Below are 21,711 nucleotides of genomic sequence, written 5' to 3' on the forward strand. Positions count from 1 at the left end.
AGTTATGCCTGATGACCATAGCAAGTCGGTACCACCCCTTCCCATCCCGAACAGGACCGTGAAACGACTTTGCGCCGATGATAGTGCTGCAACCAGTGTGAAAGTAGGTTATCGTCAGGCTAGTTATAGAGAAAAAGCCCGCTGACTCGATGTCGGCGGGCTTTTTTGTTTTGTGGCTTACGTGCGCGTTACTTTGCGATCAGTACCAAGGTGCCGCGTCCGCACACGCCATAGTTGGTGTTTTCCCCACCGATGTAATCCTCGAAACCTGGCGAGCGAACCTGGTTCGGACCTTCCGCCCAGGTGCAGGTATCGGTCACGCGGTACCAGTTCTTTCCCGATCCGGGCCACGGCAGCACGAAGTTAACCTGGCCACTCCAGGCGTTATGCGCGATATAAATCGCCGACGCGCTGTCGCCAAACTCGCTGCCATCGATCCGCCAGGCGATCGCGTGGTTGTTGGAGTCGTTGAAGTAGGTCGAGTCCGCAACTGTGCCGTCGGGCTTGAACCAGCGCAGTTGTTCCATCACATTGCCATTGTTGTCGACGCTTGAATAGAAATTCGCCGGCCGCAGTGCCGGATGCGCTTTACGGAATGCGATCAGGCCTTTGGCAAAGGACTGGAAATTGCTCTGGTCGGTATTCCAGCTCCAGTTTAGCCAGTTGGCGCTCGAGTCCAGGTTGTACGGATTGTTGTTGCCGTTCAGGCTGCGCAATGCCTCGTCCCCGCCCACCAACATTGGGACGCCGCCGGAAAGCAGCATCAACGCCAGGCCATTTCGAGCCGCCTTGCGCTGGTCGGATGCGACCCCGCCCTGGTCCCAGCTGTTGTTGTTGTTTTCACCGCCGTCGCTCGGGCCATAGGGCCAGGCCTGGGTGTTGTTTTTCGAGTTGAAGCTGTAAAGGTCTTTCAGCGTGAATCCGTCGTGCGCCGTGATGAAGTTCACCGAGTTCCACGGTTTGCGCCCGTCATCTCCATACAAGTCGCTCGAGCCGGCAAAGCGCGTGGCCAGCTGGCCAGTCGTAATCGCCACGACGCCGAGTTCATTCTGGGCCTCGCGCACCGTATCGCGATAAGAGCCGTTCCACTCGGACCACCCGCTCGGGAAGCCCCCGACCTGATAGGAATTTCCGCCGATTGCCCATGGTTCCGCGATCAGGTCGACACCGCTGCCGCCGCCGGCCGGCCGCGGCGGCAGTTCGTTGACGATGCGGTTTAGCGCATTGCCTGAGTCCATTTTGTCGAAGTTGTAGCAGCCGTCCTCGCACGTATTGCCGAGGACGGAGGCCAGGTCGAAACGGTAGCCGTCAACGCCCATCGTGTCGCGCCAGTAGGCCAGCGAATCGACGATCAGGTTCTGGGCCGTCGGGTTGTGCGTATTGTAATTGCCACCCGTGCCGGTGTTATCCCAGGGCGACTGCATATCCGAGGTCAGGCTGTAATAAGTCGGGTTGTCCAGGCCACGCATGCCATAGATGTTGTAGGTCGTCTTGTCGCTCGACGACCACGGGCCGCCTTCGCCGGTGTGGTTGTACACCACATCGATGAACACTTTGATTCCCTGGTCATGGAAGGCCTTGACCATTTCCTTGAACTCGCGGGTCGGTCCGCCTGGCGTCTTGTCGTAAGCGTAGTGGCGGTCGGGCGCGAAGTAGTTAAGGGTCATGTAGCCCCAATAGTTGTCGCCGGTGTCACTGTTCGGGTCGTTGTCGTTGGTGTCGTTCTGCGTCTCCTGCACAGGCAGGAATTCGATCGCTGTTACGCCAAGGCTGGCCAAGTATGCCGCTTTTAGCCCGGCTCCTTTATAGGTGCCGCGGTAGCTTGAGCTGATGCTGGTATCGTTCATCGTCAGGCCCTTTACGTGGACCTCGTAGACGATGTCGTCCTTGAACGCGCGCGTGGGCTTGGTGCCGATCGATTGCGTGTCTCCCGCCAGCACGATACCTTTCGGCGCATAGATCCCGCTGTCCAGGTTGCGGTAGCTGGCGCCGCTGGCATAGATATTCGCGTTCGTCATCGTCGACGTCGTCGGATCATTGCTCAATTCAAGCGCGTAGGGGTCGGTCAGCAGCTTGTTAGGATTGAAGCGATTGCCGTTCGCGTCCACGTCGCTGATGAAACCAGTGCCGGTGCCGTTGGTCCAGCTGGAGCTGTACGGCCAGTTTGGGCCCCAAGCACGGTAGCCGTAGTAGATGGTGCCCGTAATTCCTCGCGACTGCAGGATGGTGACCGGGATCGACGCGGTCCAGATGCCGCCACTGCCCGCATTCATGATGTAGCGCGCCTTCTCGGCGCTGCCGGTAGCTGTGTTGTAGAGCCACAGTTCGATGCGCGTGGCGCGGCTCGAGTACACCTTGAAGATCACGTTGCTGTTGGTGCTGTCGTACGCTGCGCCCAGCTTGTTGGGATTGATTGCCGCCCAGACTGGACTGGCGGCAAGCGAACACGTGAGCAGTGCGCCGATGATGGTCTTGCGAAATTGCATTTTTGGTCTCCGTGGTAGATGGCGTTTTGACGCTGTTCTTTTCGTAAAGAGACCCTGTTCTCGCGCGCTGTTCGGCCGCAACTCTGCCTTACCCGTCGCAGCAATGGCGATGCTGGGATGGTCTCCGTCGTTGGCGTCCCTCTCCGGGATCAGTGGATTTGTATTAGAACTACGCGATACCAAGCCCTGTCGCACAGCTCTGCAGTACCGGCAGACTGAATGTACTCGTGGTTTTTCACGAAGTCAATCGTGCTTCTAGTAGTTTTACTACTAAAATGAGTTGCCGCGCGTGCCCTGGGTTGGGCTTGGGGTTGATCTGCCTCACCCGCAAAATCAGGCGGCAGTATTCCGGGCGCGCGCACAAAAACTTGCGCGCGGCTGCGAGGTTTTGCTATAGCCACACTGGAACTGAGACACGGTCCAGACTCCTACGGGAGGCAGCAGTGGGGAATTTTGGACAATGGGGGCAACCCTGATCCAGCAATGCCGCGTGAGTGAAGAAGGCCTTCGGGTTGTAAAGCTCTTTTGTCAGGGAAGAAACGGTTCGGGCTGCAACCAGTGTGAAAGTAGGTTATCGTCAGGCTAGTTATTAAGAAAAGCCCGCTCAATCCAGATTGAGCGGGCTTTTTGCTTTTTCAGGCACAATGCCTCCTGCAAGCTTGCTAAAACCACCAGACAGGAGGCCCATGAACGAGCGGACCGCACGCGATGTCGTCCTGATGCGCGCCATCGAAACCGCCGACGCCAAGCACGAGATCCTTTCCGAAGACGATCGCGTGTATGCCAGCCGCAGTGCCCGCGAACTCGCGCACTGGCAGGCCGCCGAAGGCAAGAGCGAACCCAGGCTCGACCACTTTCTCGGCCAGCGCGCGGAACTCATCCTGAAACGGCTGGCCGAGCGCACGCCGGCCTTCGCCGCGTTCCGTCAGCGCCGCAGTGTGCTGCCCGTGCTGGCCGTGCTGCTCCCCATCGTCGGCTTCGTGGCCGGGGCGGGGCTCGACCGCATCGGCAATCCGCACCGCGTCGACCTGCTGTCCGCGCCGCTCCTGCTGATCCTCGCCTGGAATCTGTTCGTCTATCTCGCCCTGATCGTGTGGGCCATCGTGCCGGCCAGGAGAACGGGCTGGGCCGGCCCGCAACTGCTGCGCCGCCTGTCGGTCGGCAAGGCCGCGCTGCCGCGCAAGCTGCCGGCGCCGCTCGCCGCCGGCATCACGCAATATTTCGCGGACTGGTCGCAGTTGACGGCCAAGCTCACGCACCTGCGCCTCGGGCGCTCGATTCACCTGGCCGCGGCCGCGTTCGCGCTCGGTGCGATCGCGTCGCTGTACGCACGCGGCGTGCTGACGCAGTACGCGGCCGGCTGGGAGAGCACCTTCCTCGATGCGACCCAGGTCCACACGCTGCTCACGTTCCTGTTCGCGCCGGCGCTGGCCGTGTTCCCGCTGCAGGGCTTTTCGCTGGCCGACATCGAGGCTCTGCGTTTCGTGCAGGAGCCGTCGCCCGCCGGCGGCGCACGCTGGGTGCACCTGTATGCCGCGACGCTGTTCCTGCTCGTCGTGCTGCCGCGCCTCGTGCTGGCCTGCGTGTCCGCGCTGCGCGCGCGCCGGATCGCGCACCGCTTTCCGCTCGACCTCGGCCAGCCGTATTACCGACTGCTGGCCGACCGCGTCGGCGCGTCCGGCCCGGCCGTGCTGCGCGTGATCCCGTACAGCTTCACCGTCGACGAAGCGCGCCATAAAGGTCTCGCAGCCGTCGCGGCGATGGTCCTCGGTGAACAGGCGCAACTGATGCTGAGGCCATCGTGCCCGTACGGCGAAGAGCCGAAAGAGCTGCTCCGCGACGTGCGCCTGGACGACGCGGACGTGGCCATCACGGCCGTCCTGTTCAACCTGGCCGCCACGCCGGAGCGCGAAAACCACGGCGCCTTCCTCGACTACCTGGCGCGCAACACGCCGCGCGGCATCGCCGTGCTGCTCGACGAGTCGGGGCTCGTCGAACGCGGCGCCGGCCAGGCGGGGTTCGACTCGCGCGTCGTGGAACGCATCGCGCTGTGGCACCAGTTCTGCCAATACCACAATACACGGGCGACCGTCGTCGACCTGCTGCGTCCGGAGCGTCATCCGCTCGACCTCGGGAGCGGCCTGGCCGTGTCGGGTGCGGCATGAGCGGACCAGCCGTCGACATCCAGTTCGCGCTCGTCTCGCACACGAACAACGGCAAGACGACGCTGGCGCGCACGCTCGTCGGCATGGACGTGGGCGAGGTGCGCGACGCGGCCCACGTGACCGTGTTCGCCGAAGCGCACACGCTGCAGACCAGCAGCGCGGGCGACCGGTTGCTGTTGTGGGACACGCCCGGCTTCGGCGATTCGGTCCGCCTGCTCAAGCGGCTCGCGTCGTCCGGCAATCCGATCGGCTGGTTCCTGCGCGAGGTGTTCGACCGCTACCGCGACCGCCCGTTCTGGCTCAGCCAGCAGGCGCTGCGCGCCGCGAAGGATGCGGCCGACGTCGTCCTGTACCTCGTGAATTCGTCCGAGGACCCGCGCGACGCGGGCTATCTGCCGGCCGAGATGCGGATACTGGAATGGCTGGGCAAGCCGGTCGTCGTGCTGCTCAACCAGCTCGGACCGCCGCGGCCCGACGAGCAGGAGCAGGCGGAGCAAACGCGCTGGAAGGCGCATCTCGACCAGTTCCCGATCGTGCGCGACGTGCTCGCGCTGGACGCGTTCGCGCGCTGCTGGGTGCACGAGGACGTGTTTTACGAACGCGTCGGCCGGCTGATCGACGAGGCCAAGCGCGCCGGCTATGCGCGGCTGCTCGCGGCCTGGCAGACGAACAATGCGCAGCGCTTCCGCGCGTCCGTGGAACTCGGCGCGCAGATGCTGGCCGGCGCCGCGCGCGACAGCGAGTCGGTCGCGCAGGAGGGCAAGGCCGGCCTGCTCAAGTCCGCGCTGAAGGCGGTCGGCCTGGGCAAGGATGAACAGAAGCGCCAGGACGCGGCGATGGCCGGCCTCGTCGAGCGGCTGGAGCGGCGCATCGGCGACGCGACGGTCGGCCTCCTGCGCCTGCACCGCCTCGACCCGGGCGACGCGGGCCGCATCAATGCCCGCGTGCGCGAAAACTTCGCCGTGCGTGCGCCCATCGACAAGGCGCAGGCGGGGCTGCTGGGCGCCGTCGTCTCCGGCGCCGCGACGGGCCTGTCGGCCGACTTGATGGCCGGCGGCCTCACCTTGGGCGGCGGGGCGCTGCTCGGCGCAATCGTCGGCGCGCTGACCATGGCCGGCGCGGCCTGGGGCTTCAACACGACGACGGACCGCGACCGGCCCACCGTGCAGTTTGCCGATCCGTTCCTGCGCACGCTCCTCGTCGGCAGCGTGCTGCGCTACCTCGCCGTCGCCCACTTCGGACGCGGCCGCGGCAACTTCGTCGAGGGCGAGGCGCCGCCGTTCTGGCAGGCCGAGGTCGAGCGCAGCGTCTCCGCGCACGAGGCCGAACTGGCGCCGTTGTGGAAAGCCGCGCGCGCCGCGCCCGACGCCGCCGCGGCCGCGGCGCCCGTGCAGGCGCTGCTGGGCCGCGTGACGGTGGAGACGCTCGAACGCCTATATCCGGAGACGGCGGCGCGGGCGCTGGCACGCGCGGACATGTGACACCTGTTGCAAATTGGGACAGCTGCGGCCCGCAAATGCCGTCATTCCGGGCGCACGACGCATGGCACGCCGATTGCTCATGTAGGGATGTATTGAAAAACCTACAGGAGACATCATGAAATACACCATCCGCATTGCCGTCGGCGCTGTTGCACTCGGTGCCGCCGCACTCACCTCGCTCTGGGCTAACGCGCACGGCAACGTCATCCCGCAAGCCGTCGACACGACGGGCCTGCCCACCCTGGGCGACAAGTGGCGCGACGAGAATCCCTACCGCACCAACAAGCTCGCGCTCAAGATCGGCTCCTCGGCCTACAACCAGAACTGCGCCCGCTGCCACGGGCTGGAAGCGGAATCCGGCGGGATCGCGCCGGACCTGCGCCTGCTCGACCGCGACTGCACCGACATCAAGAACGAGACCAAGAAGCAGGCCTGCTACAAGGAGACCGACAAGTACTTCCTGACCAGCATCCGCCACGGCAAGGTGCGCAACGGCGCCGTGTATATGCCGCCGTTCGAGGGAGTGTTCAACCAGGAAGCGATGTGGGCCATCAAGACCTACCTCGAATCGCGCCGCGCCGCGAATTGAGACGGCCATGTCGACCCTGACCTTGCCGTCGCCGTCGCGCCGCCGCCTGCTCGCGGCCGGCCTGATGCTGGGAGCGGGCGTCGCCGCGCCCGGCGTCGTCCTCGCCGCCGATACGCCCGTGCTGCGCGAAACGGGCATCCTCAAGGTGGCCGTCTACAACGACCTCGCGCCGTTCTCCGACCACGGCCAGGGCATCGACGCCGACCTCGGCGCCGCGCTGGCCGGCAAGCTCGGACTGAAGCCGGCGCTGTTGCCGTTCGATGCCGGCGACGACCTCGGCGACGACCTGCGCAACATGGTGTGGAAAGGGCACTACCTCGGCTACGGGCCGGCCGACGTGATGCTGCACGTGCCAGTCGACCGCATGCTGATGAATGCGAACCCGCAGGTCGAGATCTTCGCGCCGTATTACGTGGAGACCGTGCGGCTCGTGCGCAGCGCGCGGGCGATTCCGCAGTTCGAAGGCATCGATGCGCTGGCGGGCAAACGGATCGGCGTCGAAAAGGTGTCGATCTCCGGAATGGTGATGCTGGGCGAGGGCAATGGACGCTTCCGCGAGCAGGTGCACATCTACCCGACCGCGATCGAGGCGCTGGAGCAGTTGAAGGCCGGTCACCTGGATGCGGTGCTGGCCACGCGCGCGCAGATCGAATCCGTCATGAAGGGCGACCCCGCGTTTCCGCTGCAGGAAGTGCCGTTCGACCGCCTGCCGCGCGGCGGCTGGGCGATCGGCATGGCGGTGAAAAAGGGTAACGTCGGCCTCGCGCGCCAGTTGCAGGCCGCGCTGAACGACATGGCGGCCAGCGGCGAGCTGCGGACGATCTTCGCGAAATACGGCGTGCAGGCCGTCAAGCCCTGACGGGCGCCGCAGCAGCCCGTATTTCCGCACGCCGCATGCGGCCGCGCCCCGCGCGGCCGCGCGGCGCGTATTCAGAACTGGTACTGCACGCTGGCCCCCAGCACCCAGTTGCGTCCCGGCGCCGGCTCGTAATACCGCTTGTTGCTGTCGCCGACGATGACCGAGCCGACGTACGTCCGGTCGAACACGTTGTTCACGCGCGCGTACTCGCGCACGCGCCACACGCCCAGCGCCTGGTTGGCCTGCACGCGCGCGTTGACGATCGCGTAGCCCGGTGCGGGAACCGCGGCGTTGGCGTCGTCCGGATGGATCTCGCCGCTGGCGATCGTCTCCAGCGCCGCCTGCAGGCGGCCGTCCGCGTCCTTCCACGCCAGTTCGCCGAACAGGCTCGTTCTCGGCACGCCGGGCAGGCGGTTGCCCTCGGCGACGCCGGTGAACGCCTCGTCGTAGATCGCGCGCAGCAGCGTGGCCGCCACGCGGGCGGAGAAGCCCGCATGCAGGTCGGCGTCGGCCGACAGCTCCAGGCCCTGGCGCAACGTGGCGCTCGCGTTGCGGTAGCTGGTGCGGCCGCCGCTGGAGCTGTCGACGACCAGTTCGTCGCGCGTGCGGACCCGGAACAGCGCGGCATTGACGCGCACGTCCCGGCCGACCATGGCCTTGGCGCCGGCCTCCAGCTGCGTGTTCGTGGCCGCGCCGAGGTGGTAGTTGAAACCGCCGCCCGTGCCGGAGTAGAACACCTCGTTGAGGGTCGGCGTCTCGAACCCGCGCGCCGCGCTGGCATAGACGTTGAGCGTGGGCGTGACCTTGTACAGGGCGCCGAGCAGCGGCGTCGTGTGGCGATAGTCGACGCTGCCGCTGTCGTTGCCGTTCGAGAGATAGTGGTCGGCGACGTCGAAGCTCACGCGGCTGTGGCGCAGGCCGCCCGTGAACACCCACGGTCCGCGTTCCCATTCCATTTGCACGTAAGGATCGACGTTGCGCACGTCGTCGTCCTCGTCGCGGCGCAGGCGGCCCTTCACGCCGAAGGTCGTCCCGACGAAGTTCTCGTAGCCCTTGCGCGCATCGCTCGATTTGCCGGCTTCCAGGCCCAGCGTCGTGCGCAGGACGCCGTCGCCGAGCGGGCGCACCATCAGCCAGTTCGCGTCGAAGCCGTGGAAGTTCCGGTCGAAATCGACGACGCCGCCCGAATGGCTGGCCGGCGCCTGGAACCCTTTCGAAAACGACTGGTACTGGATCACGCTGCGGTTGCCGCCGTAGACCGTCACGTGCAGGCGGTCGGCGCCGAACGTGCCGTCCCACGACAGGCCGATCTGCTGGTGGTGGATGCTCTTGCGGGTGTCGTAGCGGTCGGCCAGCGTGCGCTTCGGCGTTTGCGGGTCCGTCGCGTCGATCTCGCCGGCGCGCGGGTCGCGCTGGTACGTGGCCCACGTCACGCCGAGCGGGTCCTGCGTGTCGTCCTGGCGTAGGCCGCTCGCGGTTATCGTCAGCTTGCCGGTGGCCGACGTGTCGACGGTCAGCTTCGCATAGGCCTGGTCGCGCGTGGCGGCGCTGTGGGCGCGGTAGCCGTCCGTCTCGAAGCGCGAGCCGTCCAGCAGCCAGCCGATGGCGCCCTGTTTGCCGCCCGTGTTGACGTCCGTCTTGCGCATGCCGTCGCTGCCGGCGGCGACCTTCGTTTCGACGTAGGGTGCGCCACGTGGCGTACGCGTGAACAGTTGGATGACGCCGCCCGCGTGGTTGCCGTACAGCGTGGAGAACGGGCCGCGCAGCACTTCGATGCGCTCGGCCATGTCCAGGTCGAACGTGGCGGCCTGGCCCTGGCCGTCCGGCATGGTGGCGGGCACGCCGTCCGCGATCAGGCGCACGCCGCGCACGCCGAATGCGGAACGGGCGCCGAAGCCGCGCGAGGAAATCTGCAGGTCCTGGGCATAGTTCTGGCGGTTCTGCACGACCAGCCCCGGCACGGCGGCCAGCGCCTCGGACGCGTTCACGCGCGGCTGGGCGGCGCCGATGCGGTCCGCGTCGACGACGTCGATGGCGGCCGGCAGGTCGAAGCTCGTGTGCTCGGCGCGCGTGGCGCTGACGACGACGACGCTCGCCGGCGCATCGGGCGCGTCCCCGGCGCTCGCCATCAGGGGCGTGACGGCGAACAGCGCCGCCACAAAATTCAATCGTGATTCCATGTTGTCTCCGTGTCGAATAGTCCGCCCTGTCGTCCGGGCACCGACTATCACCGCAAGCAATATACCTGCCAAGCCGGAAATATGCCGTCCACATGGCACGGCGCTTGCAAACCCGATGGCATCGCCCACTTTGAAAGGACCATCATGTCGCGCATTCGTTCCCTCGTTCTTTTGCTGGCCTGCGGCTGCGGCATCGCGCAGGCCGCGCCCTTCGCCTACGTCCCCAACGAAAAGTCCGGCACCGTCAGCGTGATCGACGTGGCCGACGGCGCGGCCGTGCGCCAGATCGCAGCCGGCAAGCGCCCGCGCGGCATCGCCGCCGACCCGGCGGGCACGCGGCTGTACGTGACGGACGCCGCCGCCAACGCGCTGCTCGTGCTGGACGCGGCGCGCGGCGCGCTGCTTGCCACCATCCCCCTCGGCAGTTCGCCCGAGGGCGTGAATGCGTCGGCCGACGGCCGCTGGGTCGCCGTCGCGGTGGAGGACACCAACAGCGTGGCGCTCATCGACGCGGCCACGCGTACCCGCGTCGCCGACATCCCGGTCGAGGGCCGCAATCCCGAGCACGCCGTGTTCAGCCCCGACGGACGCTGGCTGCTCGTCTCGGCCGAGAACGCGGAACAGGTCGACGTGATCGACGTGGCCGCGCGCCGCGAGGTGGGCTCGATCGCCGTCGGCCGGCGTCCGCGCGGCATCGGCTTCAGTCCGGACGGCACGCGCGCCTACGTCGCCTGCGAAGTGGCGGGCGCGGTGTACGTGGTGGACCTCGAACAACGGCGCAGCATCGCAACGATCCCGGCGGGGAAGAACCCGGCCGGCATCGCCGTCGCGCCGGACGGGAAGAACGTGTTCGTGTCGAACGGCGCGGACGGCAGCGTCATGCGCATCGATGCGGTCCGCAACGTCGTGGACGCCACCATCGCCGTCGGCAAGCGGCCGTGGAACATGGCGCTGACGAAGGACGGCAGCCGGCTGTACGTGGCGAACGGCCGCTCGGACAGCGTGTCCGTGATCGACACGGCGGCGGCCGCGAAGACGGGCGACATCGCCGTGGGCAAGCTGCCGTGGGGCGTGGTGATCCGCTGAGTTGTTCAAGTTTGGGACAGGTGTACCAGAAACGGCCGGCGCGCAGCCGTCCGGCACGGCAAAAACAGGGTAAAGCGGGCTGGCACGGGGTTTGCGAAAGAAGGGATGTACCGACCAGACACCCAGCGCCGGCAACGGCCACACAACTCACAACGAAAGAGGATGACATGAATCTCGCAGACATCAGCAAACTCGGCGTCGCCAATCCGTTCCGTCAACGCTACGACAATTTCATCGGCGGTAAATTCGTCGCGCCGGCCAAGGGCGAGTACTTCGCCAACGTCACGCCGATCAGCGGCCAGCCGTTCTGCGAAGTCGCACGGTCGACGGCGGAAGACGTCGAGCTGGCGCTGGATGCCGCCCACGCCGCCAAGGACGGCTGGGCCAAGACGTCGCCGGCCGAGCGTGCCAACATCCTGAACCGCGTCGCCGACCGCATGGAGCAGAACCTGCGCCTGCTCGCGACCGCCGAGACCATCGACAACGGCAAGCCGATCCGCGAAACGATGGCGGCCGACATCCCGCTGGCGATCGACCACTTCCGCTACTTCGCGAGCTGCATCCGCACGCAGGAAGGCGCCATCTCGACCATCGACAGCGAGACCTATGCGTATCACTTCCACGAGCCGCTGGGCGTCGTCGGCCAGATCATCCCGTGGAACTTCCCGATCCTGATGGCGGTGTGGAAGCTGGCACCGGCACTCGCCGCCGGCAACTGCGTCGTGCTGAAACCGGCCGAGCAGACCCCGGCGTCGATCATGGTGCTCGTCGAGCTGATCGCCGACCTGCTGCCGGCCGGCGTCGTCAACGTCGTCAACGGCTTCGGCCTGGAGGCGGGCAAGCCGCTCGCGTCGAGCAAGCGCATCGCCAAGATCGCGTTCACCGGCGAAACGGGCACCGGCCGCCTGATCATGCAGTACGCCGCGCAGAACCTCATCCCGGTCACGCTGGAACTGGGCGGCAAGTCGCCCAACATCTTCTTCGCCGACGTGATGGACGCGGACGACGACTTCTTCGACAAATGCCTGGAAGGCTTCGCGATGTTCGCGCTGAACCAGGGCGAGGTGTGCACCTGCCCGTCGCGCGTGCTGATCCAGGAATCGATCTACGAGAAGTTCATCGAGCGCGCGCTGGCCCGCGTGGCACAGATCAAGGCCGGCAATCCGCTGGACGAGAACACGATGATCGGCGCCCAGGCATCGAAGGAACAGCTGGAGAAGATCCTGTCCTACCTCGACATCGGCCGCCAGGAAGGCGCGCAGGTGCTGGCGGGCGGCGAGCAGGCGCGGCACGACGGCGATCTCGCCGGCGGCTACTACGTGCGTCCGACCGTGTTCAAGGGCGACAACACGATGCGCATCTTCCAGGAAGAGATCTTCGGCCCGGTCGTGTCGGTGACGACGTTCAAGGACGAGGCGGACGCGCTGCGCATCGCCAACGACACGCTGTACGGCCTGGGCGCGGGCCTGTGGACGCGCGACGGCAGCCGCGCCTTCCGCGTCGGCCGCGCGATCCAGGCGGGCCGCGTGTGGACCAACTGCTATCACCTGTACCCGGCACACGCCGCGTTCGGCGGCTACAAGCAGTCGGGCATCGGCCGCGAGAATCACAAGATGATGCTCGACCACTACCAGCAGACCAAGAATCTCCTGGTGAGTTACAGCCCGAAAGCGCTGGGCTTCTTCTGATGCAGCACCGCCCCGCGGCCCGCCGCGGGGCAATCGAATCGAAGGACGCCATGACACCCAATATCGAACGCGTGACCGCGACACCGGCGGCGCTGGCCTTCATCGGCGAGCTGCGGCAGCGCCACGGCCCGCTGATGTTTTTCCAGTCCGGCGGCTGCTGCGACGGCAGCACGCCGATGTGCTACGCAGCCGGGGAATTCGACCTCTCCGACACCGACGTCTACCTGGGCAACCTGGGCGGGGCGCCGTTCTACATCGGGCTGGAGCAGTTCGGCTACTGGGAACACACCCAGTTGATCATCGACGTGGTGGAGGGCAACGGCGGCATGTTTTCGCTCGATAACGGCACGGGCAGGCGCTTCCTCACGCGCTCGCGCCTGTTCACCGACGAGGAGTGCGGCCAGCTGCGCGACCAGGCGCCCGGACCTTAAAGCAAAACGACAACAAAGGAGACAACCGTGAAAAAGAGTATGACCATCCTGCTTGCAGGACTCGCCCCCCTGGCGTTCCTCGCCCAGGCGGCCGACATCACCACCGCGATGCTCGACAACGCGTCGAAGGACACGAAGAACGTGCTGTCCTTCGGCATGGGCTCGCAGGGCCAGCGGTATTCGACGCTCACCCAAATCAACACGAACACCGTCCGCCAACTGGTTCCGGCATGGTCGTTCTCGTTCGGCGGCGAAAAGCAGCGCGGCCAGGAATCGCAGCCCATCATCGCCAACGGCAAGATGTTCGTCACCGCGTCGTACTCGCGCATCTTCGCGATCGACCTCAAGACCGGCAACAAGCTGTGGAAGTACGAGCAGCGCCTGCCGGAAGCGATCATGCCGTGCTGCGACGTCGTCAACCGCGGCGCCGCCGTGTACGGCAACCTGGTCATCTTCGGCACGCTGGATGCGCAACTGGTCGCCCTCGACCAGAACACCGGCAAGATCGCGTGGAAGGAAAAGGTCGACGACTACTCGGCCGGCTATTCGATCACGGCCGCGCCGCTGATCGCCAACGGCGTCCTGATCACGGGCGTGTCGGGCGGCGAGTTCGGCATCGTCGGCCGCGTGGAAGGCCGCAATCCGCTGACGGGCGACCTGCTGTGGACGCGCCCGACCGTCGAAGGCCACATGGGGTATCGCTACGACAAGGACGGCAAGGCCATCGAGGCCGGCGTCACCGGCACGGTCAACAAGAGCTGGCCGGGCGAGCTGTGGAAGACGGGCGGCGCCTCGACCTGGATGGGCGGCACCTACGATCCGGCCACGGGTCTCGCCTACATCGGCACGGGCAATCCGGCGCCGTGGAACAGCCACCTGCGCCCCGGCGACAACCTGTACTCGTCGTCGACGCTCGCGCTGGATCCGCTCACGGGCCAGATCAAATGGGCCTACCAGAGCACGCCGAACGATTCCTGGGACTTCGACGGCGCCAACGAATTCGTCACGTTCGACATGAACGGCAAGCGCTACGGCGGCAAGGCCGACCGCAACGGCTTCTTCTACGTGATCGACGCGAAGACGGGCAAGTTGCAGAATGCCTTCCCGTTCGTGAAGAAGATCACGTGGGCGAGCGGCATCGACCTCAAGACGGGCCGTCCCAACTTCATCGCCGCCAACCGCCCCAGCGATCCGACCAAGGGTGACGGCAAGAAGGGTTCGACCGTGTTCGCCGCACCGGCCTTCCTGGGGGCGAAGAACCAGATGCCGATGGCCTACAGTCCGCAGACTGGCCTGTTCTACGTGCCGGCCAACGAGTGGGGCATGGAGATCTGGAACGAGCCGATCACGTACAAGAAGGGCGGAGCTTACCTCGGCGCCGGCTTCACCATCAAGCCGCTGAACGACGACTATATCGGCGCGCTCCGCGCGGTGGATCCGAAGACGGGCAAGATCGTCTGGGAAGACAAGAACACGGCCCCGCTGTGGGGCGGCGTGATGACGACGGCCGGCGGCCTCGTGTTCTACGGCACGCCGGAAGGCTTCCTGAAAGCCGTCGACGCCAAGACCGGCAAGGAGCTGTGGAAGTTCCAGACGGGTTCCGGCGTCGTCGCGCCGCCGGTGACGTGGGAAGACGGTGGCGTGCAATACGTGGCCGTCGTCTCGGGCTGGGGCGGCGCCGTGCCGCTGTGGGGCGGCGAGGTCGCCAAGAAGGTCAACTTCCTCGAGCAGGGCGGTTCCGTCTGGGTGTTCAAGCTCGCATCGAAGATCTGATAGCGACGTTTGACGTGTAAGTGGTCAGGGAGGGAAATGAATCGGCTGCGGCGGCGGCCGGCGTCAGGACCCTGTTTTGCGGCGGCTTCGGCCGCCGTTTTTTTTTATTTATATCGTTTATATTATTTACGTATGGACGATCAAAACTGCAACACCTGATCCGATTCGCCACAGAAAAACCGCCGTCATTCCCCGTTCTCCCCCGTAACGTGACCGGGCACGCAACTTGCCATTGGTGTCAGGTACATCGAATCGATGTATCCACCATAACGAACAAGAGAATGCGAGGAGACACATGAAAAAGGTTCATCTACTCACCGTCCTGGCCTCGATCGGCGCCTGTGCGCAGCAGGCATCCGCGGTCGACCTGAAGGCCGGCGACTGGACGGTCAACGTCGGCGGCATCGTCAACGCCTATTACACCGGCGTCTCGTGCAGCGGCGACGCCGTCGGCGGGCTGGCGCTCGGCGGCAAGCCGCTCGGCGGCAAGCCGCTCGGCTGCGGCGGCGAGGACCGCCGCACCACCATCGGCAACGGCCTGCTGCCCAGCGGCCTCGTGACGTCCGTGTCGTCGACGCAGGGCGGCTTCGACGTGACGGCCAAGATCGGCATCTACGCCGCCACCGCGACCGACAGCGCGATCTCGCAGAACAGCACCGTCGACGTGCGGCAGGCGTTCTTCACGTTCGGCCGCGCGGATCTCGGCACGTTCAAGCTGGGCCGCGACTACGGCATCTTCGGCGCCAACGCGATCCTCGGCGACATGACGCTCGTCGGCGCCGGCGCACCCGTGCAGGCCACGCAGCGCGGCCGCGTCACCTTGGGCCACATCGGCGCCGGCTACAGTTACTTGGGCACGTATGGCCAGATCGTCTACAGCACGCCCAAGAACGACGCCGGCATCGGCTTCGACTTCGGCGTGATGAGCCCCGTGTCCGACACCCCGGTCATCGCCGGCCCGCGCTACTCGACCCGGTCGAACCCGCAGGTGCAGACGCGCGTGTCCTTCGCGCAGGACGGCTTCAAGGCCTGGCTCGGCGCCAAGACCCAGCGCTTCGTGGCGCAGACGGCCGGCGCGGGCGACCTCACGATGAACGGCTTCGAGGCCGGCGCATCGTACCAGCTCGGCGCGGCCGGCCTGCTGGTCAATGCGCAGTCGGGCCGCGCGCTGGGCATCCTGTCCGACGCCGACCAGGGCGACGTCCGCTCCAAGAACTTCCTCGTGCAGGGCACGTTCAAGACGAGCGACGCGCTCAAGCTGGGCCTGTCGTGGGGCCGCAGCGCCAACGACGACAACACGGTCGGCACGGGCGGCCTGAAGTCGAACGCCAACCTCACGGCCGGCGCCTACTATGCGCTGAACAGCGCGATCACGCTCGTGGCCGAGATCGGGCAGACCCGCTCGAAGGCATTCGGTGGCGCCACCGCGCGCATGAACGGCGGTTCCGTCGGCGGCATCATCTTCTTCTGACGCGCTTCCGACGCTCCCATGGGCCTGCTCCGTCTCGTCATCTGCTGGATCCTGGTCGGCGCGGCCGCGCATGCCGGCACGCTGACGCAGGCGGAGCTGGCGCGGCGCTTTCCCGCGCCGCTGGTCGTCGGCGAGAAGGCGGCCGACGTCCCTGCCTGGCCGCTGTTCAAGCAGAACGGGACGAAGACGGAGCTGGTCGGCTATGCGTTCGAATCGGCCGACCTGGCGCCGGTGCCGGGCTTCGCCGGCGTGCCGCCGAACCTACTCGTCGTCATCGATCCGAAAGGCACCTTCCTCGACGTGGCCGTGCTGGCGCAGCACGAGCCCGTGTTCGTGGAAGGCCTGGGCGAGGCGCCGCTGCGCGACTTCTTGCGCCAGTACCGCGGCCGGTCGCTGGGGCAGGGGATCACGGTCGGCGGGCCGGGGCAACTGGACGGCGTGTCCAAGGCGACGGCATCCGTCCGCATCATCAACCAGAGCATCCTGTCCGCCGCGCTGAAGGTGGCGCGCGCCAAACTCGGTTTCGCCCAGGGACGCGACCCGGGCCGCATCGGGCGTGTCCGCGCCGACGTCTTCGCACCGATGTCGTTCCCGGCGCTGGTGGATGCCGGTCTCGTACGGCACGTGCGGGTGACGAACGGCGACGTCGAGCGGCTGTTCGCGGGCAGCGCCGGCGCGGGGCTCGACGCGCAGGCGCTCGCGCATCCGGACGACGTGTTCGTCGACGTCTGGGTGGCGTGGGCGTCCGTGCCGGCGGTCGGCCGCAATCTGCTGGCGCCGCGCACGTGGAATCGGCTGCGTGGGCGCCTGGAGCCGGGCGACCACGCGCTGCTCGTGATGACGGCCGGTCCGCACCCGATCGCGGGCGCGGACTTCGTGCGCGGCAGCGTCCCGCGCGGCATCGTGTTGCGCCAGGACCGCCTGCCAGTCGAGATGCGCGACCTCGATCTCGAGCCGCGGCTGGCCGACGGCGTCAACCTGCCCGTCGGCGAGATCCTGCTGCTGCGCGTGATCGCCCAGGCCGGGCTCGATCCGGCGCGCGCGCTCGATTTCGCGCTGCCGGTCACGCGCAGCAAAGGCATCGTCTACCCCGAGCGCATCACGCGCGAGATCGCGTTCGGCTATCGCCTGCCGGATGCGTATTACGCGGCGCCCGCGGACGACGCACCGGCGTGGCAAGCCAGCTGGAAGGCGCGGCGCGTGCAACTGGCCGTGCTCGTCGCCGCGCTGGCGCTGCTCGGCGTCGCGTTGTGGCAGCAGCGCCGGCTCGTGGCGCACGCGCGCCGCTTCGCCTGGCTGCGCCGCGCGTGGCTGCTGTTTGTCGTCGGGTTCGTCGGCTATACGGCGCAGGCCCAGCTTTCGATCGTCAACGTCACCGGCATCGTGCAGGCGCTGCGCGCGGGGCGCGGCCTCGATTACCTGTTGTTCGATCCGATGACGGTGACGCTGTGGGCCTTCGTGCTCGTGTCGCTGTTCATTTGGGGACGCGGCACGTTCTGCGGCTGGCTGTGTCCTTTCGGCGCGCTGCAGGAATTCGCCGGCCTGCTGGGGCATGCGCTCAAGCTGCCGCAACTGGCCGTGCGGCGCGTGCTCGACGCGCGCCTCAAGCGCGTGAAGTACGCGGTGCTGGCGGCGATCCTGGCTGCGGCCGCGTGGGCGCCGGCGCAGGCCGACAAGCTCGTCGAGCTGGAGCCGTTCAAGACGGCGATCACCCTGAATTTCGTGCGCGCCTGGCCGTTCGTCGCGTATGCGACCGGTTTGCTGGTGCTCGCCACGGTCGTCAACAAGGCGTTCTGCCGCTATCTCTGTCCGCTCGGGGCGGCGCTGGCGCTGCTGGGCCGCGTGCGCCTGCTCGACTGGATCCCGCGCCGCGCCGAATGCGGCGCGCCGTGCCAGACCTGCCGCCACCGCTGCGGCTACAACGCGATCGCCCCGGACGGGAAGATCGCATACGAGGAGTGTTTTCAATGTATGGAATGTGTCGTTATCCACGCAAGCGACGCGCAATGCGCGCCGCGGATACTGGAACGCAAGCGGGAACGGTCGATTCCGATCGTGGCCGTCGACAGGAGAGCATGATGCACAGAAGGACCTTCATCGCCGCCACGTTGGGCGGCGTGGGCGGCATGGCCGGCGCCGCGGGCGTGGACGCAGCCCAAGCCGACCAACTGCCTCTGCACAGCGGCGCCGCGCTGGCGTTCGGCACGACGATCAGCGTCGCCGTGCGTCACGCGGACCCGGAGGCCGCGCAGCAGGCCATCGCCGCCGCGCTGGGCGAGGCGCGCCGCGTCGACGCGTTGATGAGCCTCCACCAGCCGCCCAGCCAGGTATTCCGGCTGAACCGCGACAAGGTGCTGCACGGCCCCGATCCGCATCTGCTGACGGTGCTGGAGCACGCACGCACGCTGTCACGGTTGACGCAAGGCGCGTTCGACATCACGGTGCAACCGCTGTGGCGCGCGTTCGACGCGGCGCTCGGCGTGCCGCCCGAGTCCGAGCGCGTGCGCGCGCAGCGTCTCGTCGGGTGGACGCAGGTGCAGGCGGGGCCGGAGCGTGTCGTGCTGGCGCGGCCGGGCATGGCGATCACGCTGAACGGCCTGGCGCAAGGCTATGCGACGGATCTCGCGCTGGCGGCATTGCGCCGGCACGGCATCCGCCACGCGCTCGTCGACACGGGAGAATACGGTGCCCTGGGCCGCGCGGACGGGCGCCCATGGCATCTGGGCGTACGCGACCCGCGCCACGAGGACGCGCTGGCCGCGAGCGTCGTGCTGGACGGGCGCTGCGTCGCCACGTCGGGCGATTACGCGTCGGCGTTCACGCCCGACCTGCGCCATCACCACATCTTCGATCCGGCCCGCGGCGATTCGCCGACCGAGCTCGCGAGCGTCACGGTGGTGGCGCCCACGGGGCTGGAAGCGGACGGGCTGTCGACCGCGTTCATGGTGATGGGCGCTCGCCGCGCGCACGCGCTGGCGGCGCACCTGCCGGGCGTGGACCTGCTCACGATCGGCAAGGACGGCGCGCGCTGGAAGTCGTCCGGTTTCCCGGCCGCCTAGGGGGAGGTTTTCAGATGCGGCAGCTTGCGGTAAATGGTGTTGCGCGATACGCCCAGCGCACGCGCCGTCGCCGACACGTTGCCGCCGTTCGCCTCCAGCGACTTGACGATCGCAGCCAGCTCCATCTCTTCGAGGTTGCCGCCGGCCGCGATCACCTGCTGGGCGGCGGGCGCACTGGCCGGCGCCTCGGCGACGTCGTCCAGGAAGTCGTCGGGCATGTGGCGCAGGCCGATCTCTTCCTCGTCGCTGGCCATGATCGCCGCGGTGCGCAACAGATTCGTCAGCTGGCGGAAGTTGCCCGGCCATTTGTGGCGCTTGAACAGCCGCAGGACCTCGTCGGAAATCGTATGGATGCCGCCGGATTCCGTTTCGGCCGCGAGGATTTTCTTCACCACGATTTCGAGATCGGTGCGTTCGCGCAGCGGCGGCAATTTGACCACGAGGCCGTTCAGCCGGTAATACAGGTCTTCGCGGAACAGGCCTTCGGCGATGCGCTGGCGCAGGTTGTGGTTCGTCGCGCAGATCACTTCCACGTTCACGGGAATCGATTTGCCGCTGCCGAGCGGCGTGACCATGCGTTCCTGCAGCACGCGCAGCAGGCGCGCCTGCAGCGAGTAGGGCATGTCGCCGATCTCGTCGAGGAACAGCGTGCCGCCGTTCGCCTGCAGGATCTTCCCGACGGCGCCTTTCTTGCGGGCGCCCGTGAAGGCGCCGTCCTCGTAGCCGAACAGCTCCGATTCGATCAACGTTTCCGGGATCGACGCGCAGTTGACGGCGACGAACGGCCCCTGCGCGCGCGGCGAATCGTTGTGGATGGCCTGGGCCAGCAACTCCTTGCCGGTGCCGGTCTCGCCCATGATCATGATCGGCACGTCGCGGCCTAAAACGCGGTTGACCTTGTCGATGACTTGTTCGAGCTGCGTGTCACCCGTGTTCAGGTAGCGCAGGCCGGACAGGCGCCGCGCCGGGGCCCTGGCCGGCGGCTGGTTGAGGGCGGCGGCGTGCGGCACGTCGTCGAATGCGCCGGTGAGCACGTGCACGCCGTTCGTCAGGCGCAGCTCGGCGCGGCCGCGCACGCGCACGCCGTTGTGCATGCACAGGTCGAGCAGGTCGGGCGCCGCCGTGCGGTAGTGATCGTACAGCGCCGAGACGGGGAGGCCGAACAGGGAGCTGAACGTGTGGGCCTGCAGCGCGGGATAGGACAGGCCGAGCTGGAACAGGCCGTTGCGATTGGCCGCAAGGAAGCGCCCGCCGGGGCTGAACGACGCGATCCCTTCCATCAGCGTGCCGATGAATTCAGGCCGCGTGTGGAAGTGCACGGTGATGGCGTTCTCGAAGGTCGCCGCGAACAGCTGGTTCTCGATCATCAGCGCCGACATGCGCACGAGGGCCATCGTGTGCTTGTGGAAGCTGCGCCGGTCGCCGCTGACGTCCAGCACGCCGACCACGTTGCCGCAGTGGTCCGTGATCGGCGCCGCGGAGCAGGTCAGGAAGTGGTTCGCGGAGAGGAAGTGCTGGTCGGCGTGGACCGTCGTCGGGACCCGTTCGGCGATCGCGGTGCCGATCGCGTTCGTGCCCTTGCTCTCTTCGGACCACGCCACGCCCGGCGTCAGTGCGACGCGGTTGGCTTTTTCCAGGAAGTCGGCGTCGCCCAGCGAATGCACGATCACGCCGTGGGCATCCGTCAGCAGCACCATATTGTGCGTGTTGGCGATCTGCTGGTACAGCGTTTCCATCGCGGGGATCGCATGGCTGTACAGGAGGCGATTCTGCTCGACCAGGTACGACAAGTCGGCCCCGGACGCGGGGTTGAAGTCGGGACGCGAATCGGGACACAGGCCGAATTGTTCCGAACGCCGGTGCGAGATGGCGATCGTCGAGGCCATGTCGTCGCCGGGCGTGCCGGGGACCAGCAGGCCGGTTGCTTGTTGATAAGTCATTCCATGTCTCCTGTTTGGCCCTGGACTTCGGCTCTGTGCGGGAATCGACTGTTCACAAATGTAGCACCTGTACCAGAACGGAACAATCAATCGGGTAAATATGTTCCGTCTTCGAGGTGCTTTGTTTTATGCAACACACACTAAGCAAGCTGGATGCCAGCTTTTTGTGCACGCGAAACAGGCCTTGCGCAGGTAGGTACGGGTTTGCTATAGTTCGCGTCCTGCTTCTGCAGCGCACAAAAAGTTTAGCCGGATCAACTAGTTAAGCTTGTCAGATCGATTACATCGAGTGTGTTGCAGAAAAATGAGGGGTTGACGAGTTAAGCGAAGCACTGCATAATCTCGCTCCTCTGCTGCTGACGAACAAAACGATTCGGCAAGCGCAGCAAGGCAGTACCGAACACAGTTCTTTAACAATAAACAGTCGATAAGTGTGGGCGTTTGATGAGGTGCCAGTATCGCTTCGGTGATACTGAATACTTAAATTATCAAATGTTCACAAG

The 21,711-nt window shown here is 66.5% G+C and carries 14 protein-coding genes, 1 rRNA gene and 1 other annotated feature; of the genes, 12 read left to right on the forward strand and 3 right to left on the reverse strand.

The features are described 5' to 3' along the window. The first annotated feature begins 7 nt into the window (after positions 1-7). Positions 8-120, forward strand: a 5S ribosomal RNA gene (rrf, locus tag ISF28_RS29610). 68 nt (positions 121-188) lie between these two features. On the opposite strand, the gene ISF28_RS29615 is transcribed toward rrf, so the two are convergent. Continuing rightward, positions 189-2,486, reverse strand: coding sequence for a glycogen debranching protein (locus ISF28_RS29615; protein WP_198120769.1), 2,298 nt, complete (start codon positions 2,484-2,486; stop codon positions 189-191). Between the two features lie 307 nt (positions 2,487-2,793). Then, positions 2,794-3,126, forward strand: a sequence feature (16S ribosomal RNA rRNA prediction is too short). 46 nt (positions 3,127-3,172) lie between these two features. On the opposite strand from ISF28_RS29615, the gene ISF28_RS29620 reads away from it, so the two are divergent. The 4 genes from ISF28_RS29620 (at position 3,173) to ISF28_RS29635 (ending at position 7,580) form a co-directional block, all read left to right on the forward strand. Beyond that, positions 3,173-4,651: a DUF2868 domain-containing protein gene (locus ISF28_RS29620; RefSeq protein ID WP_198120770.1), complete on the forward strand. Its 1,479-nt coding sequence runs from the start codon at positions 3,173-3,175 to the stop codon at positions 4,649-4,651. After that, positions 4,648-6,132 (forward strand): DUF3482 domain-containing protein, encoded by a 1,485-nt coding sequence (locus ISF28_RS29625; RefSeq protein WP_198120771.1) that lies wholly within the window; start codon positions 4,648-4,650, stop codon positions 6,130-6,132. The genes ISF28_RS29620 and ISF28_RS29625 overlap by 4 nt, the downstream gene beginning before the upstream one ends. 115 nt (positions 6,133-6,247) lie before the next feature. After that, complete coding sequence (gene pedF, locus ISF28_RS29630; protein ID WP_198120772.1) at positions 6,248-6,721, forward strand: cytochrome c-550 PedF; 474 nt, start codon at positions 6,248-6,250, stop codon at positions 6,719-6,721. 7 nt (positions 6,722-6,728) lie between these two features. After that, a complete protein-coding gene (locus ISF28_RS29635; RefSeq protein ID WP_229519458.1) occupies positions 6,729-7,580 on the forward strand; it encodes a substrate-binding periplasmic protein in 852 nt (283 codons plus the stop codon). Between the two features lie 71 nt (positions 7,581-7,651). On the opposite strand, the gene ISF28_RS29640 is transcribed toward ISF28_RS29635, so the two are convergent. Next, on the reverse strand, positions 7,652-9,760 hold the full coding sequence (locus ISF28_RS29640) for a TonB-dependent receptor family protein (protein ID WP_198120773.1): 2,109 nt from the start codon (positions 9,758-9,760) through the stop codon (positions 7,652-7,654). Between the two features lie 144 nt (positions 9,761-9,904). Here ISF28_RS29640 and ISF28_RS29645 point away from each other — a divergent pair, with 144 nt between their 5' ends. The 7 genes from ISF28_RS29645 (at position 9,905) to ISF28_RS29675 (ending at position 19,268) form a co-directional block, all read left to right on the forward strand. Continuing rightward, positions 9,905-10,846: a beta-propeller fold lactonase family protein gene (locus tag ISF28_RS29645; protein WP_198120774.1), complete on the forward strand. Its 942-nt coding sequence runs from the start codon at positions 9,905-9,907 to the stop codon at positions 10,844-10,846. Between the two features lie 167 nt (positions 10,847-11,013). Continuing rightward, positions 11,014-12,534: an aldehyde dehydrogenase gene (adh, locus tag ISF28_RS29650; protein ID WP_198120775.1), complete on the forward strand. Its 1,521-nt coding sequence runs from the start codon at positions 11,014-11,016 to the stop codon at positions 12,532-12,534. Positions 12,535-12,584: 50 nt separating this feature from the next. Next, on the forward strand, positions 12,585-12,965 hold the full coding sequence (locus ISF28_RS29655; RefSeq protein ID WP_198120776.1) for a DUF779 domain-containing protein: 381 nt from the start codon (positions 12,585-12,587) through the stop codon (positions 12,963-12,965). A 39-nt stretch (positions 12,966-13,004) separates the two neighbouring features. Next, entirely contained in the window at positions 13,005-14,738 is a 1,734-nt protein-coding gene (locus ISF28_RS29660) for a PQQ-dependent methanol/ethanol family dehydrogenase (RefSeq protein WP_198120780.1), read from the forward strand. 295 nt (positions 14,739-15,033) lie between these two features. Beyond that, positions 15,034-16,209, forward strand: coding sequence for a porin (locus ISF28_RS29665; RefSeq protein WP_198120777.1), 1,176 nt, complete (start codon positions 15,034-15,036; stop codon positions 16,207-16,209). 18 nt (positions 16,210-16,227) lie between these two features. Then, on the forward strand, positions 16,228-18,288 hold the full coding sequence (locus ISF28_RS29670; RefSeq protein ID WP_198120778.1) for a 4Fe-4S binding protein: 2,061 nt from the start codon (positions 16,228-16,230) through the stop codon (positions 18,286-18,288). Further along, a complete protein-coding gene (locus ISF28_RS29675) occupies positions 18,285-19,268 on the forward strand; it encodes an FAD:protein FMN transferase (RefSeq protein ID WP_307727482.1) in 984 nt (327 codons plus the stop codon). The genes ISF28_RS29670 and ISF28_RS29675 overlap by 4 nt, the downstream gene beginning before the upstream one ends. Here ISF28_RS29675 and ISF28_RS29680 read toward each other — a convergent pair. Beyond that, positions 19,265-21,208, reverse strand: a complete 1,944-nt coding sequence (locus ISF28_RS29680) for a sigma-54-dependent Fis family transcriptional regulator (RefSeq protein ID WP_441295214.1) — start codon at positions 21,206-21,208, stop codon at positions 19,265-19,267. The genes ISF28_RS29675 and ISF28_RS29680 overlap by 4 nt on opposite strands. Positions 21,209-21,711: the final 503 nt, after the last annotated feature.

The organism is Massilia rhizosphaerae (assembly GCF_016093545.1).
In the GTDB taxonomy this organism is placed as follows: domain Bacteria; phylum Pseudomonadota; class Gammaproteobacteria; order Burkholderiales; family Burkholderiaceae_D; genus Telluria; species Telluria rhizosphaerae.